The sequence below is a fragment of the Halobacillus sp. B23F22_1 genome, assembly GCF_043497005.1.
Classification (GTDB): Bacteria; Bacillota; Bacilli; order Bacillales; family Halobacillaceae; genus Halobacillus_A.
Genome location: NZ_JBIEKE010000003.1, coordinates 644,606 through 662,276, shown reverse-complemented (window position 1 = coordinate 662,276; position 17,671 = coordinate 644,606). Strand labels below are relative to the sequence as shown.

The window sequence follows — 17,671 nt, the reverse complement described above, 5'->3', positions numbered from 1 at the left end:
TTTTTATTTTTAATTCTTTAATAGATTCCCCTCACATCTCTTGCTTTCCTTTTCTTCCCATAGTAATCTTGAAGTTCATTGAAGGGAGTGGAGAGACCGTGACACGAATGGTCATCTTAGCCGAAAAACCCTCTCAGGCAAAAGCTTATGCAGAGGCTTTTACGATACAGGAAAAAACCAAAACCCATATACAATTAAAGCCGGATGAGACATTCCCGAATGGTGCCACGATCACGTGGGGAGTCGGTCATCTGGTTGAATTAAAAGAACCTCATGATTATAAACCAGAGTGGAAGAAGTGGAAGATTGAGCAGCTGCCGATTGTCCCTGATCGTTTTTTAGAAAAAGTATCGAAAGGGAAATGGGAGCAGTTTCAAGTGGTTAAGAAGCTGTTCCAGCAGGCAGACGTGCTCGTGAATGCAGCCGATGTTGACCGGGAAGGTTCGAATATCTTTTACAGCATTCTCCGTTTAACCGGGGTAAAGGGAAAGCCGATTCAGCGTTTGTGGATCAATTCTCTTGAGAAGGATGAAGTTCGTAAAGGATTTAAGAACTTACAATCCAACGAGAAGGACTTGCGTTTATTTGATGAAGCAAAAGCCCGCCAAATCAGCGATTGGATGGTGGGGATTAATGCGAGCCGCCTGTTTACCTTGCTCTTGCAGAAAAAAGGTTTTGCAAGTTATCTTTCGATTGGACGCGTCCAGTCTCCAACCGTGTATTTAATCTATCAACGGCACAAGGAAATCGAAAATTTTGTCTCCGAGCCTTTTTATCAGATTGAGGGACTTTTTCAAGCCGAAGCAGGTGCCTATAAAGGCCTGGCTGACATTAAGGAAAAGGATAAGGCCAAGGTGCAGGAGCTTATGGATAAGTACGGGCTTAGGGAAAAGGAAGACTTAACGGGAATCATCCAGAAAATTGATAAAAAGACGAAACATCAAAAGTCGCCAAAGCTCCATTCTCTGTCTACTCTTCAAAGCGTTGCGAACCGACGGTGGAAGTATACGCCGTCCCAGGTCTTAAAGACGATGCAGAAGCTTTATGAGAAACGGCTGGTTTCCTATCCGCGGACAGACTGTAATTTTATAACGGAAAGTGAATTCAGCTATGTAGTGAACAATGTGAATGCCTATCAGAAAGCGTTAAATGTCTCTTTTACACCTGTGTCCTTAAGACCAAATAAACGGTTTGTCAACTCAAGTAAAGTCCAGGAACACTATGCGATTATTCCGACGAAGTCCGTACCTACAGAGAAGAAGCTGAATGGACTAAGCCGTGAGGAACGCAATATTTATAACGAAGTACTGGCAACAACGCTTGCTATGTTCCACTCGGACTACGTATATGAAGAGACAGTGATTTTCACTCATGTTCACGAACTGCCTTTTAAATCGACGGGGAGAAGAGAAGTAAAGCAGGGATGGAAGGAGCTGTTTCCTAAGCGTTCGTCATCCAAACAGGAGAAGGAAGCTTTACTTCCAAATGCCCAGAAAGGGGAAGAGGTACGTGCGCGTCTCCATATTAAAGAAAGCATGACGCAGCCGCCGAAACCTTATACCGAAGGGCAGCTCATCAATATGATGAAAACATGCGGAAAGCTCGTTGAGGATGAAGAAGACGTGGAGATCCTTAAGGAAGTGGAAGGCCTGGGAACGGAAGCGACCCGCTCCAGTATTATTGAGACGATTAAGGCCCAGAAATATATTGAAGTGAAAAAGAACAACGTCTATGTGACAGATAAAGGAATTATGCTTTGTGAAGCGATTGAAGGAACGCTGTTATCCAGTCCTTCTCTTACAGCAAAGTGGGAGTCCTACTTGAAGAAAATTGGAAGCGGGGAAGGCTCAAAACAAGTATTTCTCAAGCAGACCGGTCAATTTATTGAAAAATTAATTCAAGAAACCCCCGACTCGATTCAGCAGGTGAACGTTCGAGAGGCAGGAGAGAAAAAGAAATGGAATGAGCCGATTGCGAAATGTCCTGCCTGTGCTTCCGGCTCGATCATGGATCGGTATAAATTTTATGCCTGCTCTAACTACAAAGAAGGATGTAAAGTGACGTTTCCTAAGAGGTTAGCAGGAAAAACGTTAACGAATCATATGATAAAAACGTTATGCGAGAAGAAGCGGACGAGGGTGCTCAAAGGATTTAAAGGAAAGAAAACGTTTAGTACCGCATTAACTCTGGATGAAAACTATAAAATTTTGTTTGATTTTAAAAAGAAAGCTTGAATTGTGATGCCGGATCCCGTTGCAGCGGGGATCCGGCATTAGTATTGAAAAACATGTTACGATACCCCTAAGAAAACATAGGAGGAACGAACAATGACAAAAAAGCTGTACTACATAGATCCATACCAAATGGAATTTGAATCAAAGGTAACAAAAATTGACCAAGATGACCATGGGTTTTATGTTGTGCTCGAAGAAACCGCATTTTATCCAACAGGCGGTGGACAGCCGTGCGATAAAGGAACGCTGAATGAAATAGAAGTCATTGATGTCGAAGAGGTAGAAGATGAGATACGGCATTACACAAAAGAAAAACTCCCGTCCGGGACAGGAACGGTGCTTGGGATAATCGATCAAGAGCGGCGGACCGATCATATGCAGCAACACTGCGGTCAGCACATGATTTCAGCGATTTTCCATGACCAGTTTGATATTCCGACGACGAGTTTCCATTTAGGAAAAGACACGTCCACGATTGACCTTGATACAGAACATTTATCAAATGATCTCTTACAAAACGCAGAGGGACAGGTGAACGAGGTCATCTGTGATAACGTTCCTGTTCAATCGAAATGGATGTCGGTTAAAGAGGCTGAGGAATATCCACTTCGCAAGTCGGTCGCCGTTGATGGGGAAGTACGGCTTGTAATTATTTCCGGCATTGATTACAACGGTTGCGGTGGAACACACCCGAACTTTACGGGGGAAGTGATGGCTGTTAAGATCCTCGGATGGACAAAAAACAAGAAACAAGTGCGTCTGGAGTTTGTCTGCGGCCAGCGGGTGCTGGATAAGCTCGGACAGAAGCATCAGGTCGTAACCGAAATGAAGCGGATCGTACCGAAACCTGAGCATCAGCTTGTAGAGGAAGTCGGAAGACTGAAGTGTCTTGATCGGCCGGTCTTTGAACAAACGGTGAATCACCTTATCTCCCTTTGAAGCTGAAATAATTTCACGCGCCTCATGCTGCAGCAGTTGTTCTTCAAGCTCAGCGATTTGCTTGTCTTTCTCCTTGCTCACCCTGATGATAGGAAAAATGATTGTGAAAGAAGCTCCTAATGCTTACCTTATTCTAATCAGTGAACAGCAATATCAGCTTCAGTTCGTGCTGGCACACGGAGATAGTATTGATCAAAACATGAATGAGATCGTCAAACAAATCCTTCCTCTTATTGAAGGAAAAGGCGGGGGCAAACCGGATTTCGTCCAGGGGGGCGGGAAAAAGACCATAGATGGGGAAGCTTTTGCTGAGGAAGTCAAAAACTTTTTATAAATGCAGTGCCTGGTTACCGGCGCAGTTTAACGAGACAACTGATAAACTGAAGGTGGAATTTCTTTAGAGAAGCACTTTGAGCTTCTTTACCAAGTAAGCTGAGGCCGGGCAGGCGGCAAGCATCCACAAATTTAACAGTTCTTTTAGATTCAGTAGTCTCAGTCTAACTCAGCAAGTCCAGGCAATTCTTATTAGGTAACGTTTCTTAAAACTTCCTTACATAGACGGGGTCAACTGTACTGGAAAGAGGGTATTTAACCCGGAATTTACGATTGATGGCATGAATGAGCTCATGCTTTGCTTCTTCTGAGGCAATTTCACCTTCTTTTATATCCTCATGGTTCATTCGCACGTCAAAGTCTATCTGGTGATGCTTGTAATGGATTTTTCCTGAAACAATCATATTTATCCTCCTTATGTTTCTTTTAACGCTGTAGATTTCCGTCAGAAAATTTGTACCCTGAGGGCCTTGAACTGAAACTCATTCTTGACGATTCATTTAACGTTTTGCTTAGAACTTTTTATATTAGGTTAGACTAACTTCGTGTTATGATTAAGGCCTTAAAGTTTTTTGGGAATAGGAGGTTTATCAATGGATAATAACGATCTATTAATTAGATTAAGATATGCCCTGGACATAAAAGATCAAGATATGGTTGAAATATTTAAACTTGGCGGCGTTGAATTAACAAAGGAAGAAGTGTTAAAAGTACTTACAAAATCAGATGACAATTATGAAGATGACTATGAAGATGAGCCATCTGAAAATGATGAGCATATCAGGTGTACAAATAGTATGTTCGAGTCTTTTTTAAATGGATTCATCACTTTCAAAAGAGGGCCGCAGGAACCGAAGCCCGGCCAGGCAAATAAGCCTGATCGGTCGATAAAAAATGCTTCAAGTGTCAATAACGTCATGCTGAAAAAGGTAAAAATCGCGCTGAAGTTAACGAGTGAAGATATTATTGAGATTTTAGATGAAGCAGGAGTCACGATAACAAAAGGAGAAGTAAGCGCGTTATTAAGAAAAGAAGGTCACAAGAATTATAAAGTATTCGGCGATCAATACGCGCGTAATTTCTTGAAAGGGTTAGCCATTAAATATAGAGGCTGAATGAAATCAGGTCAATTATAAGTAAGACAAGCAGTGCATTTCGAATGCTCCGCTTGTCTTTTTTTATCTCTGAAAAAGAGAACATAGGGTTATGAAAACCATAGTTTGAAAGGGTGTAAATCTATTCTTTCTTTAATTAATCGTAATAATTACTATTTACAAAGAGTAATCATTACGATATATTATTCGTAGATTAAAAGGAGGAGATCAATTGTTTAAGAATCTAACAGGTATACTTAGTTTATTTATCGTCATCATTTCACTGTCTGCCTGCAGTGGGGAAGAGACAGGTGGAAGTGGAAGCGAAGAAGAATCCCAGGAGGAAGAGTTAAAGGTATTCACAACGGTTTACCCCCTCCAGTTCTTTACTGAACAAATTGCCGGAGATGCAGCTTCGGTAGAGTCTATTCTGCCGCCGGGAACAGACCCGCATACTTACGAACCAACTACAAAGGAAATGATCGAATTCGCTGAAGCGGATGCTTTTATTTACAATGGTGCAGGTTTAGAACCTTATGCAGATAATATCTCTGAATCTATTGAGTCAGAAGATGTTCAAATTCTTGAGGCATCACAAGGAATTGACCTGGAAGCACATGCTCATAATCATGAAGACGAACATGACCATGAAGAAGGGGAGAGTCACGAAGATGACCATGCCCACGATGAAGATATTCATGAGGAGGAACAAGAAGGACATAACCACGGGGATGAGGACCCGCATGTCTGGCTTGATCCAGTTCGTTCTATTGAAATGGCAGAAAATATAAAAGATACCCTGGTTGAATTAAATCCTGAGCAGGAGGAGTCATTTAATGAAAACTTTGAAAAGCTGAAAGAAAATCTTCAGAACTTAGACGAAGATTTCCATACACAGATTGAAAGCTTACCTGGAAATGAGATTATTGTTTCTCATGAGGCCTACGGATACTGGGAGAAAAACTATGGGATTGAGCAGATCGCTGTTTCTGGATTAAGCCCTGAAAATGAACCTTCTCAAAAAGAAGTTCAGAATATTGTAGAAACCGCTGAAGCCCATGGGTTAAATTATGTGCTTTTTGAACAGAACATTACACCTAGAGTAGCAGACGTTGTTCGAAAGGAAATTGATGCTGAAACTTTGCGCATCCACAATTTATCAGTTTTAACAGAAGAAGATATTGAAAATAATGAAGATTACTTTACACTCATGGAGAGAAACTTAGAAGTCTTATCTACAGCATTATCTGAGCCCTCCTCTTCAGGAGAGTCCAGCGATGATCATGATCACAATCATGCTCATGATGAAGAAACAGAAAAGATTTATGAGGGGTATTTTGAAGACAGTCAAGTGGAGGAACGAGAACTATCTGACTGGGAAGGAGACTGGCAGTCCGTATATCCATATCACGAAGATGGAACTTTGGATGAGGTGTATGAACATAAAGCTGAGAATGAAGGAGACAAGACAGCTGAAGAATACAAGGAGTATTATGAAGCAGGGTATGTGACAGATGTTGACCGTATTGTCATAGATGGAGAAACGGTCACTTTCTATGAAAACGGAGAAGAGCGGTCTGGGGAATATGTCTCTGATGGTTATGAAATTCTGACGTACGATGCAGGTAATCGAGGAGTAAGATACATTTTCAAACTAAAGGAAGAAGCGGAAGGACTTCCGGAATATATTCAGTTTAGTGATCATAGTATCTACCCAACGAAAGCCGATCACTACCACCTTTATTGGGGTGATGATCGAGAAGAATTATTAGATGAAGTGACTCACTGGCCGACATACTATCCGTCAGATATGGATGGTCATGACATTGCTCATGAAATGATGGCACACTAGTTACAATTCAAGTTAACCTTAAAAAAGCAGGAGCCCGATCAATGGTGCTTCTGCTTTTTTGTACGTTAGAAAGGAAGAAAGCGTGGAGCAGGGTTTTAGATATAATCAGTCGTAGTTTATCTTTTGACTGAAAAGACCCATAGAACCTCAAGGCGTTCACCTTGTATGCTAGTAATAGTGGAGGGGATTACGTCCTCTCTATGATGGTAATACTTTCAATATTCATTAAAAACTATGGAGGCATGATTTGTATGAAGCGATTTTTATTTTCTATATTTTTGTTGAGTTCTTTTTTTCTATTCTTCACAAATACCGCCAAAGCAGAGGACCTTGATCCCGCCGCTGAATTTGCACTGGATTTGGTCGGTGAAAATGAGCAAGGGTATATTACGTCTGAGCTGGTCCAGCATGTGTATCAAGAATCAAAGTCAATTTCTCTCCCGCGGAGTGCTGCTGACCAATGGGTTGAGGGAGAAAACGTTGATAACCTTCAGGCTGGAGACGTCGTATTTTTTCAAGGGACATATTTAATGTCCGGGATTTACATAAACGACGGACGCTTTGTGATCGTTACGAGCGAGGGGGTCTCCGAAAGAAATTTGGAGACCAGTGAATATTGGTCGGACGCCTATCAAGGGGCCAAACGGTATTCGGAGGATCTTTCTCCCCCTTCCTCAAACAATGAGATTGTAGCGCAGGCAAAAGACTTACTTGGGACTCCTTACAAACGAAATGGGTCCAGCCCCGCCGAAGGGTTTAATACAGGCGGTTTCGTTTACTATGTCTTTAAAGAAGCAACCGGAAGCTGGCTTTCGAAACGTCCATCTTCACTACTTGAAGCCGGCATGGACGTTGAAAAAGACGAACTGGAGACAGGGGATCTTGTCTTTTTTGAAAATGACGAGCAGGAACCTATTTCAGGTATATATTCAGGGGATGACCAGTTTATCATCGCCACTTCATCTGGTGTCCAGGAAAGGGATTTGAGATATCACAGCTATTATGCCGATCGTTATATAGGTGCTTCTCGTTTTACTGAAGAAATCCTGGAAAAATCAAATCCCGACACGTATTCGGACCATGAAGACCCGGCCGTAAAAGAAGCGATGAATTATTTAGGTACTCCATATTTATTAACAGGCAGCACGTTGGAAGCTTTTGATTGTTCTTTTCTCGTACAAATGGTATTTCGGGATGCTATGGATATCTATTTGCCCCGTATTACTTATAAACAGTGGAAAGTAGGCGAAGATTTGAATATTGATGAATATGAGCTTGGCAACAATCAGTTTACTCCTGGAGATGTCTTGTTTTTCTCAGGAACATGGCAGGAAGGGATTTCACACTCAGCGATTTATCTTGGTAATGATTACATTGTACATGCTACCGGCGAGGAAGGGGAGACGACCATTTCTTATATGAGCGAGTATTGGCGTGATCACTATACCGGTGCTAAAAACTTCGATGATATTGCCATTCAATATGAAAATGAAGCAGTTTATGAAGCACGCCAGCTGGTAGGGACAAAGTATAATCAAGGAGGCGTATCGCCTGAAGAAGGGTTCGACACGGGCGGGTTCGTTCAATATGTGTATGACGTAGCTCTGCAGCACAAATTACCGAGGTATGGAAGTCAGCAATGGAAAGAGGGAACTAAAGTATCCAGAGAGGAGGCGGAGCCGGGTGACATTTTCTTTTTTCAAGGCTCTAGTATTATTCCGGCCATCTATGTTGGAAACAATCAAATGATAGTCGCGACTAAATCTTCTGGTATTTCAGTTATAGATTTAACCATTAGTGATTATTGGCCATCCCGTTACATCGGTGCAAGAACATATGATACGGAAAGTGATTAGAACACTGTGAAGGCACATCTTCACTTGTAGAAGATTTTCTTATGATGATTTATATAAGACAGGAGAGAATAACCCACCACCTCAATTGAAAATTTTTCAAGGGGCGGTGGGTTTAAAATAGTTATATTCAGTTATTGGATACGCGACAGGTAAGGTCAGTTCGTCCGGCGTTCGACAAGGTTAACACCTATTCCCATAGCCACTACTCCAATAAGAGTCATTAATACTAGAGGCTGTATAATTTCCTGCCAGTTGGCATCATATATAACAACGTTAATGATGGCATCCATAGCATGGGAAACAGGAAATAGGTCTCCGATAAACGTCAGCACAGGGTTGCTGAGCGTTCCCGGCATCATATAAGCCCCGCTGATTAATGGGATAATTGGAATAACTGATGGGTAAATAGCGTAAAACTGCTCTGGATTTTTAACTAACCCTGTAAATAATGTTGCGATACTCACCATGCTGAAGGTGAAGAACGCAATAATAATAATTAAAAGACCCAGTCGTTCACCGACGTCATAGTTTAATACATATTTGAAAATAAGGATGGCTGACATCGTTTGAACAAAACCGATAAAGCAAGCGTAAGTAATGTACGCGGTATACATGCCTGTTTTTGAAACAGGTGATAAAATCATCCGATCCCATAAACCATACACTTTATCCTTCATTATATTGTTAACTCGAAAGCCTATTAGAAACATGGCAACTAACAGAGTAAAAGCAAACATTAACTGGGTGCCCATATCATAATTAGAAAGTTCATCACCAGCAAGGGAGGCAGCATCCATTTCCATTGGTGGAACGTCCAGCTTTGTAGTAATTTCTGCTCTTAAATCCTCGGGGTTTTCCGACTGTTCAACTGCTGCGCTGATAAATGCTTCCTTTTCAAATACTTTTCTTACGTGTTGATCAACGTAGGGAACGGTCGGTATATTGGATGATTTAATCAGTTGGTAATCATTTTCAAACAGCCTGACAGCTAGATCTGAACGCCCTTGTTGTACGTCCTCTTTTGCTTCTTCCGGCGTAGTGGTAACGAAATGAAGGTTGTTTTCATCTCCTTCATTTAAGAGACGTTCCCACTTTTCTTCAATCGCCTGTGCATGATCTTCTTCACTAAAAATAGAGATGCTTTCAGGCGATTGAGTCCCCCCTGTAAAAATGAGTGTTACTCCAACACTAGCTGCAATAAAAATAATAATCAAAAGCGGGTTGCGGCGTTCTTTCGCCAATTGCGCCAAAAATACTGATATCATGAAATTTCCCCCCTTTTAGGGTACAACAATACACTTACTATAAAAGCAATCAGGGTGAGGCTGAGTAAAGAAAGAGCCGGCATCCAAAGAACGGATAGGTCCTCGAATTGGAACCATTCCATTAACACAGCCAGCGTCAAACCATTCGGCGTCCATTCACCGATTTCCTGAAGCCAGTTCGGCAATATATAGATGGGAATGAAGTTTCCTCCGATGGTGCCGCAAAACATAATAATAGCCATGAAAATACCGTTCGCTGTATCTGGATTTTTTAACCTTAAGGAAATCGATGTCAAAATAGAGGATAACCCTGCAATCGCAAAGGAATAGATCGACGCCATGAAGATTAATCCCATCCAAAAGGTTAACGATCTTCCAGAAAAAACACCCAATATTGCATGGGAGCCTATAAATATCAATACGATCTGCATCCAGGAAAGGATAAAGGTTGCAACTGTTTTACCAAATAAGAAGTGAAAAGCAGGCGTATTCGTTAGTGCAATTCGATTAAAGGTATGCTCTCGTTTTTCAATTCCGGTACGGGCTGCCACTGTACTAGCCATAAATAAAACAAACAATGCCCCCATAGATATCGTGAAATATTGGTCAATTGAAATGGTGAAGGAGGAATCGTCTGCCATCATTTCTGTTGCGCCTTCAGGACGCTGAATTTCAGAAGCATTTATTTCACTGTCTGACGTAGAAAGGGCATACTGCAGGTTCATCTGCTCCAGGAAACCTTGAATGACATCATAAACCATATCTACTTCAAAATCCGTCTTCTCGGCAATAAAACTTAATTCGGTTTTATTTTCTTCATCAAAATGAATGGACTTAAGAAATTGTGCTGTGTAATTTTCCGGAATGATGAGTCCGGCATCAAGATTACCACTTTCAATACCCTGCTCAGCTTCACTTCTTGACATGGTTTGAACAGTAAGCCAATGCTCTAATTCGGGACTCGTTAGATATTCCGTTATCAATTCTACAGGTGGTGCTTCTTGAGTGCTTCCTATCAATTCCGGTTTCATTTCATCTTGGATCTGTTCTGATTCAGTAACCGACTCTTCAAATTCTTCCATCGCTTCATCTTGATTATCTTCAATCACCAATCCTAATGACAGATCGAAATTCTCGCTTTGATCTTCATCAAACAGCCCGGACATTGAGACACTGAGAACCACAACTAATAAGAGCGGTAAGAGGATAACGGTTACTACTTCTTTGCGGTCACGCCAAAATAATAGTAAATCTTTGATTAAAAATGTCAGCATTCAGGCACCTCCTAATCTCTCAAAGTCCGGCCGGTTAAATGAAGAAAAACATCCTCAAGACTTGGATTCTCCATCTGGAAATTGAGGATCTGAATGTTTTGCTGGTCGGCGATTTTAACGAGAGAACTAATGATATTCGCTGACTTTTTGGCTATGATTTTAATGCCATCTCCTGTTTCTTCAACTTGCCTGACGACATCTAAGTCTTCTATTGCATTTATAAAATCCTCGTTCATCTGATTTAGCTGCACTTTCATTGTGTCTTCATTGGAAAGAATGCTTAATAGCTCTGAGTGACTTCCAGAAGCAATCACTTTTCCGTGATCCATAATGTAGACTCGGTTACAAAGTTGTTCAACTTCTTCCATATAATGACTGGTGTATAGAACGGTTGTTTGTCTTTTCTCATTTAATTGACGAATCATTTCCAAAATGTAATTACGGGACTGCGGATCAATCCCTACCGTTGGTTCATCGAGAATTAGAATTTTCGGGTGATGCAGCATGGCTGAGGCAATGTTAATCCGGCGTTTCATCCCGCCAGAGAACGTTTTAATCAGATCTTTCTGGCGGTCTTTAAGCCCTACAAGTTCCAGGGTTTCTTGGATGCGTGATTCCAATTGATCTTTTGGAACACGGTAAATGCGGCCGAAAAATTTTAAATTTTCATGTGCCGTAAGTTCTTGATATAAAGCAATTTCTTGCGGAACAACACCGAGCACTTTCCTCAAATTGCCCGGATCGCTGATCACGCTTTTTCCATCTAATTTAACGTCACCGGATGTAGGCTTCAATAAGGATGAAATCATCGATATTGTTGTTGATTTACCTGCTCCGTTTGGACCGAGTAAACCTACAGATTCTCCTTTATCTAAATACAGGTCTACATCTTCCACCACCGTTTTACCTTTGAAAGCTTTACTTAACTGTATAGTCTCAATCATGGCCGAACCTCCTGGCTTTTTTATTTTTAAAGCTGTGTTAACCGCTAATTTTGCATGAAAGTCTTATTAAAATAAATTGACTGTTACATAGAAACTCAATTTTGTAATGGTTGTGCAAGAGGGAAGCGGGATTTTTAGGTGTGGTACCGTAAAATTAATTAGTGTAATGGGGGAGGGAAACCTCGAGACTCCTGCGGGAAAGGATAGACTGGCAAGACCCCGGAGGGCTTTCAAAGCCCGAGGAGGCTTGCCGTCTTCCCCGCGGAAAGCGAGTGGTTTCCCATCCCCCATTCGTCTCGTATAAATAAGGAACCGTGTCTATTCATTATTTAATAAACGGGGACTGATATTAATCACGGTAGTCATTTATAATGTAAATGAAAAAAACTAGAGCCGCTACTGACTCTAGTCATTTCCTTTCTTAAAACCGTGACTTCCGTCATTTTTTTAGTTACACAAGGTGGTGGCGTATCGCATAGATGGCTAACTGCGTGCGGTCTCGTAACTCAAGCTTATCAAGAATGTGACTCGTATTATTTTTAATCGTTCCGACAGAGAGGCCGAGACGAGTAGAGATTTCTTGATTGTTCAGCCCTTCGCCTATATATTTCAAAATGGCTCTTTCCCGCGGTGTTAAGCTTTCATCTGGTTCCTTAGGAGAGGAATGTTGTTTTAACAATGCCGGCATAACTTTAGCTGCGACCTGATCTTCTATGGATAACCCGCCTGATAATGTACTCTTAATTGAGCGAATGAGAGATTCTGTATCCCCGTTCTTCAACAAATAGCCGTTAACACCGATTTTGAGGGAATCCATGACGTATTGGTCGTCGTCAAAGGTGGTCAGCATCAATATTTTTAAAGCTGGCCACCGTTCCCGCATAATTTTTGCTGTTTCAATTCCATCCATAACAGGCATGCGAATATCTAGAATGGCAAGATCAAATGCCTGTTGTTCGCAAAGGTTTATTGCAGATTTTCCTTCGTCTGCTTCGCCGGTTATTTTTATTTCTGGATCAGATTCAATCATCACTTTTAACCCTTGTCGGACCATAATTTGGTCTTCAGCTAAGAGTACCCGAATCATTAAGATCCCTCCCTCCTTTTAATTTCACCCAGCCTCGTAAAATAAAATGTTTATCATTACTCTGCACTTCTAAACCTCCCCCCAGCTTCTCCAATCGTTCGCGCATAGACATGAGCCCGTAATCTTCTTTGAAGGCTGGAGCTTGTTCCACGGGATTGATAATTTCAAATCTGAAAATACTCTTTCCGGGAGCATCAAATGTTATTTGTGCTTCTCTTGCATGGCTGTGTTTCATAATATTGGTTAGTCCCTCCTGGACAGCACGATATATGGCAAAGGATTGTTCACCAGTCAGCGGCGCTGCAAAAGCTCCATGATGAACAGAGAAATGTATACGGATGAAGCTTTCAATCTCCAGCTTGCGGATCAGCCGCATAACCCCGTGTAAGCCGCCGATCTCTTCCTGTTTAAATGTTTTTACCGCGCGGCGAGTTTCTTCCAGGCTTTCGTCAGCTATTTTTTTTAATCGATCCACTTGAGGGTGATTTTTTCTTTCGGATTGGATTCTGTAAGCCTCTAACTGCATGATGAGAGAAGTTAATTTATGTCCTACGGAATCATGAATTTCTTTACCGATCATCTGCCTTTCTTCCTGTCTGGCACTTGCTTCGTCCTGTGCTACCCGTCTTTTGAGCATGCGATTTTCACTGTGCAGCTGCTCATACTGAGAGGACAGCTTCTGATGTTGATTGGTTTTTATTTTATAATAAATGATTCCTGATACGACCAACACAACAAACAATCCTGTAAATAATACGGACATAATCGAAACTTTTTCGACTGCCAATAAAGTAATCACAGACAGTAGACTGAGGAGGGAAGGGACAATCAAATGTCTGCCTGGTAACCGCTCAGCTGCTTCGGCTATAAGAAGCATGTAGATGAATAATACTTGTAGATTAAAGGGATATGTGTCATTCGGGAAAAAAATGAATGTGACCAGGACAGCATTCAAACTAAATATAAAGGTTAAATTAATCGGTCTTTTGTTGAAAAGTGGGGTTAGAAAAAAGAAGGAAAAATAAACCGCAACTCCGGCTAACCGCCATAAATGCTGATCAATATCTTTAAATAAAGGGTAGGTTAGAGTCCCCCAAACCACTATGTGTAATGTTAACCATATTAAAAATGATTTCAATCATATCACCTTATTTCCATATATAGGATCCTCAGTGTCACCATTAATCTATCTCCTGATTAAGTAACAGCTTTATTATCTATAATTCGTATATTATCACATTCCATCCCACTGGAATTATTGAGTAAAAGTAAGAATCAGCTGTATTTAGCCATAAGTAACAAAAACAGCCGCCGTTTCGTTCAATGACGAAAAGGCAGCTGTTTCAATTAAGTCTTCTTATTCAATTGCAAAACCTTTAACTAACTTGTTTCATTTTCTTTTTTTGCCTTTTACTCATGACTTCTTCATTTGCAGATTTATAAAATGAGTACCCCATCAGAAGAACGATGACCGAGAATGGGAAGGCTGCAATAATTAATACGTTCTGCAATCCTTGAGTGCCTCCAAAATATACGATAATAGCTGCCATAGCGGACAATCCTACGCCCCATATAATCTTAACCGCGCCCGAAGGATTTAGGGAACCTTCTGTTGATAACATACCTAATACGAAAGTAGCTGAATCCGCGGATGTAATAAAGAATATAGCGATAACAAATAGCGTGACAAAGGACATCACAACACCAAGTGGATATTGTTCCAGCATGGCAAAGGTCGCTGTTTCCATAGAGTACTCGGAGATGGCTGCAATCCCTTGCTGTTCAAGGTCGAGAGCTGATACTCCAAATACCGCAAAAAAGATAAAACATACAATGGATGGAACAAATAAAACGCCAAGCATAAACTCTTTGATCGTGCGGCCGCGTGAGATTCTTGCAATGAAAATACCAACAAAAGGCGACCAGGAGATCCACCATGCCCAGTAGAAAATCGTCCAGCCGTCAATCCACGTACGGCCATCCTCATCCAATGGTGCAATTCGGAAACTCATATTGAAAAAGTTCGTAATATAGCTGCCAAGGGAGTCTGTGAACATATTTAGAATATACAACGTAGGGCCGACGATTAAGAGCATTAACATCAGCAGGAACCCGAGCAGCATATTTATGTTACTTAAATATTTAATTCCTTTGCTGACGCCTGACCATGCTGAGAAGATAAATAAAAGAGTGGAGACAATTAAGATGGTTAATTGCACGCCGTAATTTGTAGGGGTTTGAAATAGAAAGGCAAGTCCTTCATTAATTTGAGCGGAACCAAACCCAAGGGTTGCAGCCACCCCAACAACGGTAGCAACTACAGCTAATGTATCGATAATTTTCCCAGCCATTCCTTCCATCAGTTTTCTTCCGAATATAGGAGTGAGTGTGGCACTGATTAATCCTGGGTAACCTTTATGGAATTTAAAGTAGGCAAGGACTAATGCTACTAGGGCGTAAACTGCCCACGCATGAATCCCCCAGTGGAAAAAGGAAAACTGCAGAGATTCTTTAATGGCTTGACTACTGCCTTCCTCTGAAACCGGGCTGCTGATAAAAGCATGAGATATTGGTTCAGCCGTAGTCCAAAAGACGAGTCCCATTCCCATACCAGCGCTAAACAGCATCGCAAACCATGAAACTAAACTGAATTCTGGCTTCTCATCTTCTTTACCCAGCTTAATATGGTTAAAGCGAGAGAAAATTAAGTAGACGCAAAAAGCAAGCATAAGCATGATGATCAACAAATAATACCATCCAAACCTGGCCGAAATGAAAGCGGTTGCATTAGAGGTAGTTGATTTTAAGTGTTCAGGAGTCACAATTCCCCATAAAACCACAACCCCGCATACTGCAAGACCATACCAAAAAACATATGAAACATTTTTCACCTATATTCCCCCTCTAGAAAATTTTGTCGAAAAACCTTGTTTTTAGTAAAGAGATTAACAACATTGTTATATGTTACATACCATTCTTGTTCTTTGCAAATTGCTTTTTCCTGATGGAGCCCTTTGTTTGTCTCATATCAAACATGTTGAAGTCCGGCTGACGTCCTATTCCCAAAGGCTTTGCACAAAATTCTTATAAGGACTTCTCAAAAAATTTGAAAATAGAGCAAAACATGAACCCTTGATGCTCTCTAAATTGAGAACGGATGGAATGCCCATTAAATCATTTAAAAAATGAAAAAAGGTCACTGAGCGTTACTGAGCTTCACTGAGAAGAACTGAGGTCACTGAGTGGTACTCACTAGCTCTCAGTGGGTTTGGAGACTTTAGAGAAGACTGATAAGTTTTTCTTATGCGCAACAGTCAACAAGGAGGAATAAACTTTGCCTAAAAAAATCCCATTAGTCGATACAGATATTCATGAACGGGTCGAATATGAAGAACTTCTTGAGTATCTTGATGAACCGTTCAAACATTACATTCAAAATTGTCACTGGATTCAGGAGAAACACATGCCATACACACAGCCTTCCATTGCAGGGGTTGATCGTGCAGATGCCGTCATACCGGACGGCCGGCCGGCTGGATCCGATTTATCCTTCATGCAGGAACAACTGCTCGATGATGTCGGGCACGAATTCGGTATCTTAACAGGTGCGTTAGATCCCTCTCCATCCTCCATGCATGGATGGCATGAGATGGCAGCAGCTTTAGCGTCAGCCTATAATAATTGGCAGATTGATAAATGGCTCGATAAAGATGAGCGCTTATATGGATCAGTCCATGTAGCAGCCCAAGACCGTGACGAAGCTGTTAAAGAGATTGAAAGAGTAGGTGATCATCCAAAGATGGTGCAAGTTTTACTTCCCATTGATGACATCATGTGGGGGGACCCTTATTATCACCCTATCTTTGAAGCAGCTGAAAAGCACAGTCTGATGATTGGCATGCACCACAATGAACCTCCTGTTTATTATGGCAGATGGCCGAGGTATTTTATTGAGTGGCATACTTTGATACCGACAGCTCATATGAAACAGGTCACTAATATGATTTTCAACGGTGTGTTCGAGAAGTTTCCTAAACTCGGGTTGATGATGATTGAAGGAGGGTTCACGTTCATCCCGCACATGATGTGGAAGATGGATCAGCAATACAGAGATCTGCGTCATGAAGTCCCCTGGCTGAAAAGAAAGCCGAGTGACATTATGAAAGAGCATGTTCGCTTCTGTACCCAGCCATCCGAAGAATTGAATAAAAAAGATTTCATGTCACTTATTGAACAAATGGGAACAGAGGAAATGATTTGTTTCGCTACGGATTACCCGCACTGGGATTACGACTCCCCTCACCGGGCTTTACCGAATTTAGATGCAGGACTTAAAGAGAAAATTTATTCTGAAAACGCGAAAAACTTTTATCCTAAAATTCCAGATACAAGGGAGGGGTATGATGAAGGAACAAGTCGTGTGTCAAACAGCGGACATCAAGCCGGGTGAAATGATGGAATCCTTTTTCGGAAAACAGAACATCTTAATCTGCCGTACGCCAGATGGAGAGTTCTATGCCTTTATGAATCAGTGCAACCACCAGGGAGCTCCACTCCATAAAGGGATGATCTGTGGAGCCACTACAGATCAGAGTAAACCAGGAGAATACCATTACTGCCATAAGGGAGAGATCCTTCGCTGTCCATGGCATGGAAGAGAATTTGATATAAAAAATGAAGGAAGAATGCTGGCCAACCCTGACAAAAAGCTTCCAAACTTTAATGTGCGGGTTGAAAACGGAGACGTCATTATTTATAAATAAACAAAATCAATTTTAGAAGCAGGTGATCGA

General features: G+C 41.4%; 15 protein-coding genes. 8 read left to right on the top strand and 7 right to left on the bottom strand.

Features of this window, described 5'->3' with window-relative positions; all coding sequences use genetic code 11:
* Positions 1 to 107: 107 nt before the first annotated feature.
* The 3 genes from ACGTNH_RS18155 (at position 108) to ACGTNH_RS18145 (ending at position 3,507) form a co-directional block, all read left to right on the top strand.
* The gene (locus ACGTNH_RS18155) at positions 108 to 2,234 is read left to right on the top strand and encodes a type IA DNA topoisomerase (protein WP_394588541.1); all 2,127 of its coding nucleotides are present in this window, start codon (positions 108 to 110) and stop codon (positions 2,232 to 2,234) included.
* 93 nt (positions 2,235 to 2,327) lie between these two features.
* Complete coding sequence (locus tag ACGTNH_RS18150; protein ID WP_394588342.1) at positions 2,328 to 3,173, top strand: alanyl-tRNA editing protein; 846 nt, start codon at positions 2,328 to 2,330, stop codon at positions 3,171 to 3,173.
* Positions 3,174 to 3,276: 103 nt separating this feature from the next.
* Positions 3,277 to 3,507 carry a DHHA1 domain-containing protein gene (locus ACGTNH_RS18145; protein WP_394588341.1) on the top strand — a complete coding sequence of 77 codons (231 nt, stop codon included), beginning with the start codon at positions 3,277 to 3,279 and terminating at the stop codon, positions 3,505 to 3,507.
* A 205-nt stretch (positions 3,508 to 3,712) separates the two neighbouring features.
* Here ACGTNH_RS18145 and ACGTNH_RS18140 read toward each other — a convergent pair whose 3' ends face one another.
* Positions 3,713 to 3,910, bottom strand: coding sequence for a hypothetical protein (locus ACGTNH_RS18140; RefSeq protein WP_394588340.1), 198 nt, complete (start codon positions 3,908 to 3,910; stop codon positions 3,713 to 3,715).
* A gap of 189 nt (positions 3,911 to 4,099) precedes the next feature.
* Between ACGTNH_RS18140 and ACGTNH_RS18135 the strand changes: the two genes are divergently transcribed.
* From ACGTNH_RS18135 to ACGTNH_RS18125, 3 genes are all read left to right on the top strand, one after another.
* A complete protein-coding gene (locus tag ACGTNH_RS18135) occupies positions 4,100 to 4,621 on the top strand; it encodes a YehS family protein (RefSeq protein WP_394588338.1) in 522 nt (173 codons plus the stop codon).
* A gap of 211 nt (positions 4,622 to 4,832) precedes the next feature.
* Positions 4,833 to 6,452: a metal ABC transporter solute-binding protein, Zn/Mn family gene (locus ACGTNH_RS18130; RefSeq protein ID WP_394588337.1), complete on the top strand. Its 1,620-nt coding sequence runs from the start codon at positions 4,833 to 4,835 to the stop codon at positions 6,450 to 6,452.
* Between the two features lie 251 nt (positions 6,453 to 6,703).
* A complete protein-coding gene (locus ACGTNH_RS18125) occupies positions 6,704 to 8,308 on the top strand; it encodes a C40 family peptidase (RefSeq protein ID WP_394588336.1) in 1,605 nt (534 codons plus the stop codon).
* A gap of 155 nt (positions 8,309 to 8,463) precedes the next feature.
* Here the strand turns inward: ACGTNH_RS18125 and ACGTNH_RS18120 are convergent, their stop codons facing one another.
* The 6 genes from ACGTNH_RS18120 to ACGTNH_RS18095 form a co-directional block, all read right to left on the bottom strand.
* Positions 8,464 to 9,573 (bottom strand): ABC transporter permease, encoded by a 1,110-nt coding sequence (locus tag ACGTNH_RS18120; RefSeq protein WP_394588335.1) that lies wholly within the window; start codon positions 9,571 to 9,573, stop codon positions 8,464 to 8,466.
* Complete coding sequence (locus tag ACGTNH_RS18115) at positions 9,570 to 10,847, bottom strand: ABC transporter permease (protein ID WP_394588334.1); 1,278 nt, start codon at positions 10,845 to 10,847, stop codon at positions 9,570 to 9,572. The genes ACGTNH_RS18120 and ACGTNH_RS18115 overlap by 4 nt, the downstream gene beginning before the upstream one ends.
* A gap of 11 nt (positions 10,848 to 10,858) precedes the next feature.
* On the bottom strand, positions 10,859 to 11,791 hold the full coding sequence (locus tag ACGTNH_RS18110; RefSeq protein WP_394588333.1) for an ABC transporter ATP-binding protein: 933 nt from the start codon (positions 11,789 to 11,791) through the stop codon (positions 10,859 to 10,861).
* Positions 11,792 to 12,242: 451 nt separating this feature from the next.
* A complete protein-coding gene (locus ACGTNH_RS18105) occupies positions 12,243 to 12,878 on the bottom strand; it encodes a response regulator (RefSeq protein WP_394588332.1) in 636 nt (211 codons plus the stop codon).
* Positions 12,856 to 14,016: a sensor histidine kinase gene (locus tag ACGTNH_RS18100; RefSeq protein ID WP_394588331.1), complete on the bottom strand. Its 1,161-nt coding sequence runs from the start codon at positions 14,014 to 14,016 to the stop codon at positions 12,856 to 12,858. The genes ACGTNH_RS18105 and ACGTNH_RS18100 overlap by 23 nt, the downstream gene beginning before the upstream one ends.
* A gap of 238 nt (positions 14,017 to 14,254) precedes the next feature.
* Positions 14,255 to 15,769 (bottom strand): BCCT family transporter, encoded by a 1,515-nt coding sequence (locus ACGTNH_RS18095; protein ID WP_394588330.1) that lies wholly within the window; start codon positions 15,767 to 15,769, stop codon positions 14,255 to 14,257.
* A 443-nt stretch (positions 15,770 to 16,212) separates the two neighbouring features.
* Here ACGTNH_RS18095 and ACGTNH_RS18090 point away from each other — a divergent pair, with 443 nt between their 5' ends.
* On the top strand, positions 16,213 to 17,328 hold the full coding sequence (locus ACGTNH_RS18090) for an amidohydrolase family protein (RefSeq protein ID WP_394588329.1): 1,116 nt from the start codon (positions 16,213 to 16,215) through the stop codon (positions 17,326 to 17,328).
* A complete protein-coding gene (locus tag ACGTNH_RS18085) occupies positions 17,282 to 17,641 on the top strand; it encodes a Rieske (2Fe-2S) protein (RefSeq protein WP_394588328.1) in 360 nt (119 codons plus the stop codon). Before ACGTNH_RS18090 ends, ACGTNH_RS18085 begins: the two co-directional genes overlap by 47 nt.
* Positions 17,642 to 17,671: the final 30 nt, after the last annotated feature.